Genomic DNA, 3,459 nt, shown 5'->3' on the forward strand with positions numbered 1-3,459 from the left:
TCGGTTGACTGTCCGACGCCGAGCTGCGGCTGCTTGCAGCAGTACAGCTGGTCGACGGAAGGTGTACCGCTTCGCCGTAGCTCTGTCGCAACCAGCTCTGGAAGCTGATGGGGGCACCCTCAGCGGGTAGAAATCCCTCTATCCACCTGTCTCGAAAACGACGAGATACGAGGCTCTCAAAACTCTGTGTCGAAATCACTGTGAACGCCGAGGGCTAGTCGCGGAATGGTCCCAACCGCCTATTCTTAGAGCACCCTGGAAACGCTGGGGGCCCGGATCGGCGGAGGGTCGGATGACGGCCGTAGCAGCGTGCCGGACGTGTGGCACCGAGCCCCTGGAGCGCTTCTCCGGTGGGTATCACTTGAGGTCCGACGCTTGCCACCATCCGAGTCCCCGTGGTTCGTCAGTCATCGTGGCCTCGATTCAGCTTGCGGATTTGGTGACGAGCATCGACCCGTCGGCTACGGGGACCGTCCTCCGGCGGGGGCCGATTTCGTGACCAGCCCGATCGTGGTCCTGGGATGCCGAGCCACGCCCGCATCAGGCGCGTGCCGTCACATTTCGGGGCTTGTCCGGCGTGCAAGTCTTTGCGTTTTCAACAAAACCGCTAGCATGCCTAACCAGTGGCATTGACCACGAACTGCACGATACGATCGAGCCCGACAACGACTACTATGCCCCCGACTGGGTGCGCCAGACTGGCTGTTGAGTACCACCCCGACGGGCTCACTGCATCCCTACGACGTCTTAGCTGCCGACGGCGTCGAGCCCAAGCAGGAGGTATTGGAGTGATCACTCCATACAAGGGCCGGGAAGTCCGGCCCGGCGATTTGGTGAAGATTCACCGGAATCTGCGCACTGGCGGCTGGTCGATCATGGCCGCGAAGGGCAAGATGCGGGACCGGGTCGTGGCCCACGCCGACGAGCTGCGACTGGCCGACGTCGAGTTCCGTGTCAGCGAGGCCCAGCGACAGCGGGCGCTAGAAACTGGCCAGCGTAACGTGCATGCGTTCGCCGTGGGCACCCTGCTTGACCCGGGCGCTCACCCGAGGGCCGATGCCCATGGGACGACCGGCCACCCAGGCCACCTACGGTTATAAGCGCCATGGCACTTTCGTGACGGCCAACTACGAGGATGCCGTCTACCACGCGGCCTATGCCGACTTCGGTCCCGATGGCCAGATGTCCGTCAGGAGTGACTGACTTAGACTGCCGCCAATGCGACGAGGATGAGCGCCATCCAGTAGCGCAGCGCGAACCTCCTGGCCCAACGGACTGCCGAGGGCGGCGCGGTGTCGTCCGGCGACATGGCGACCTCCTGTCCACAGATGACGTGCTCGTCAGCTGCGACGGTAGTCGCCCCCGAACCGCGGCACCGCCAGATCAGCGGACACCCCCGCAGAATGTCACACCCAACCCCCTCCCAGCTCGCACATCGCGGCAATGCCGCCCCAGATAACTACGCGCCTGCATGTCGGCGCGTGATGACGCAGGCTGGGTACGGGTATAGGCCGGTTTACGAGTTGATCTCGTTTGAGAGACCTCCCGCGCTGCTGACCTCTAATTGCTGCCGTTGAGGGACAGACTCGTGTGGCACCGACATGAAGGGGTGATCACGTTGCTGATCAATGCATACCTGTGCGCGTCGGGGATCACCATGGTCGTCGCCTTTGTCTGCAAAAGGTTCTGCCATCAACTCACGCCGCGCCTGCTTATTCGCGCATCACTTGCTGTCCTGGTTGGTGCGCTGTGGCCACTGCTGATTCTCGGCATCGTCGCATTCGGCTGTGTTGTATTGCTTGCCAACGTGCAAAGGGCCACCAACCCCTACCTGTCGGGCGCGGCTCAGATGCAGGAGAACAAAGCCGGTCGCAATCAACCCGATGACGCCGACCGGCGACCCATCGTTGCTGCGCCCCGTTAACCCCCACAGGGGGTAAGTGTTGAGGTCGACGTATGCCCGATAACGAGAAGACCGCCATGCTGCTCGACGTCCTGGCCGCCCTGGACCTGGGGCACCGGTGCGGGGTGGCTACGGAGTGGCGGACGGTGGCCGAGACCTTCGCCGGGGTGCCTGATTGTCAATAGTGTTCACTGACAATGGAGTAAGACAATGCAGCCAAATAACACGTCTGCGAAATTTGGGGACACTGAGGGTCGGCACGCCATGATCCTGACCTGGAACCCTCAGAAATACCGTTGGAATGAAAACGAATACCTCGATTTCGTCGAACGGACTGCACAGCGTGAGGGTGTGATCATGGACTGGTCTACCGGCGGCAGGATTGGGGGCGTATCTCGCGGTGACCGGGTGTTCATGCTGCGGCAGGGAACCCAGGGAAGGGGAATCGTCGCCAGCGGAACCGTCGTGAGTGAAATCTACCAAGATCTGGATTGGGACGGATCGGGAGGATTAGCCAACTACGTAGACGTTCTGTTGGAACGCCTTGTCGCCGTCGAGGACGCGCTTCCGACAGATCTGCTGAAGCGACAGCTTTCTGAAACGAACTGGGACCGTCTCCAGATGAGCGGAACCTTCATAAGGGGAAAGCAGGTCGGCGAGCTGGAGGAGCTGTGGTCTAACCATCTCGCGAGTATCGCCCAGAACGACACCGGCGCGAGCTTTGGGCAAGCCATGCTGATGGATGCGGCACGCCGAAAGAAGATCGAGAACGCCGCACAGAACCTGCTGATGGAGTACTACCGCGATGAGGGTTGGACGGTCACCGACACCCGGTACGGCAACCCATTCGACGCTGTTGCCCAGAAAGGCGCCGACCTTCTCTATCTGGAGGCCAAAGGTACTCGGTCGGATGGCCGCAAAGTTCGCGTTACGCGCAGCGAGGTGGACTACGCCCGGGCCAACAGCGGACGGTGCATGATGGGCATCTGGGCAGGAATCGAATTCGACAGCAACGACGAGGTTGACCCACTGTCCGGCTGGTTCAACATCATCCCGTTCGGCCCGAACGATGACGACCTCATCCCGCTGAGCTACGAATGGTCGCCGCCGGATCAGCCAGGGTTATAACACTCAGTTGTCGTCGGTGAGGGCGGTAGTGGTAGGCCTGCTTGACGGGCGTGCGCTGCAAGCTGACGCCGCTCGACCACACCCGGATGCTTCGGTTCGCCGAAATTGCGATGTAAATCGGGGGATGACTTCCGCTGCGATCGTCCAGACCTACATTGCGACCGCCGCAAACGTCTGCACGCGCGACACCCGCTTGCCGCGCGACCCTGGAATACGCAGGCATGCAACAACTTCCGCCTTGCCGATATCGATACCAGCACACCTGCTTACCATCACATCCATTGCCAACCTCCGTCCTCCTAGCCCTTATCCGGCGGTGGAGCCCGGCGGGATCACCCGAGTAAACGACGCTGTCAGACGTGCTCAAAGCAAACAATTCGCGGTGCCGAACGCGATCCCAGGCTCAGTCTTTACTCCGGACTCCCAGC

Annotated in this window: 4 protein-coding genes; all 4 read left to right on the plus strand. The window is 61.4% G+C overall.

Translation table 11 applies throughout. From position 1 onward, the window contains the following. Nucleotides 1–788 precede the first annotated feature (788 nt). Nucleotides 789–1,100, plus strand: coding sequence for a hypothetical protein (locus tag ACLP4W_RS29565; protein ID WP_442391067.1), 312 nt, complete (start codon nt 789–791; stop codon nt 1,098–1,100). 509 nt (nt 1,101–1,609) lie between these two features. Further along, nucleotides 1,610–1,924 carry a hypothetical protein gene (locus tag ACLP4W_RS29570; RefSeq protein WP_442391069.1) on the plus strand — a complete coding sequence of 105 codons (315 nt, stop codon included), beginning with the start codon at nt 1,610–1,612 and terminating at the stop codon, nt 1,922–1,924. Nucleotides 1,925–1,956: 32 nt separating this feature from the next. Then, entirely contained in the window at nt 1,957–2,088 is a 132-nt protein-coding gene (locus tag ACLP4W_RS29575; RefSeq protein ID WP_442391071.1) for a hypothetical protein, read from the plus strand. A 79-nt stretch (nt 2,089–2,167) separates the two neighbouring features. Beyond that, nucleotides 2,168–3,031, plus strand: a complete 864-nt coding sequence (locus ACLP4W_RS29580) for a protein NO VEIN domain-containing protein (RefSeq protein ID WP_442391073.1) — start codon at nt 2,168–2,170, stop codon at nt 3,029–3,031. The last annotated feature ends 428 nt before the right edge of the window (nt 3,032–3,459 follow it).

Source organism: Mycobacterium sp. (assembly GCF_052145595.1).
GTDB lineage: Bacteria > Actinomycetota > Actinomycetes > Mycobacteriales > Mycobacteriaceae > Mycobacterium.

Excerpts from the sequence above, each read along its gene's own strand:
- ACLP4W_RS29575 (WP_442391071.1), top strand. The coding sequence starts at position 1,957 with ATGCCCGATAACGAGAAGACCGCCATGCTGCTCGACGTCCTGGCCGCC.
- ACLP4W_RS29580 (WP_442391073.1), top strand. The coding sequence starts at position 2,168 with ATGATCCTGACCTGGAACCCTCAGAAATACCGTTGGAATGAAAACGAA.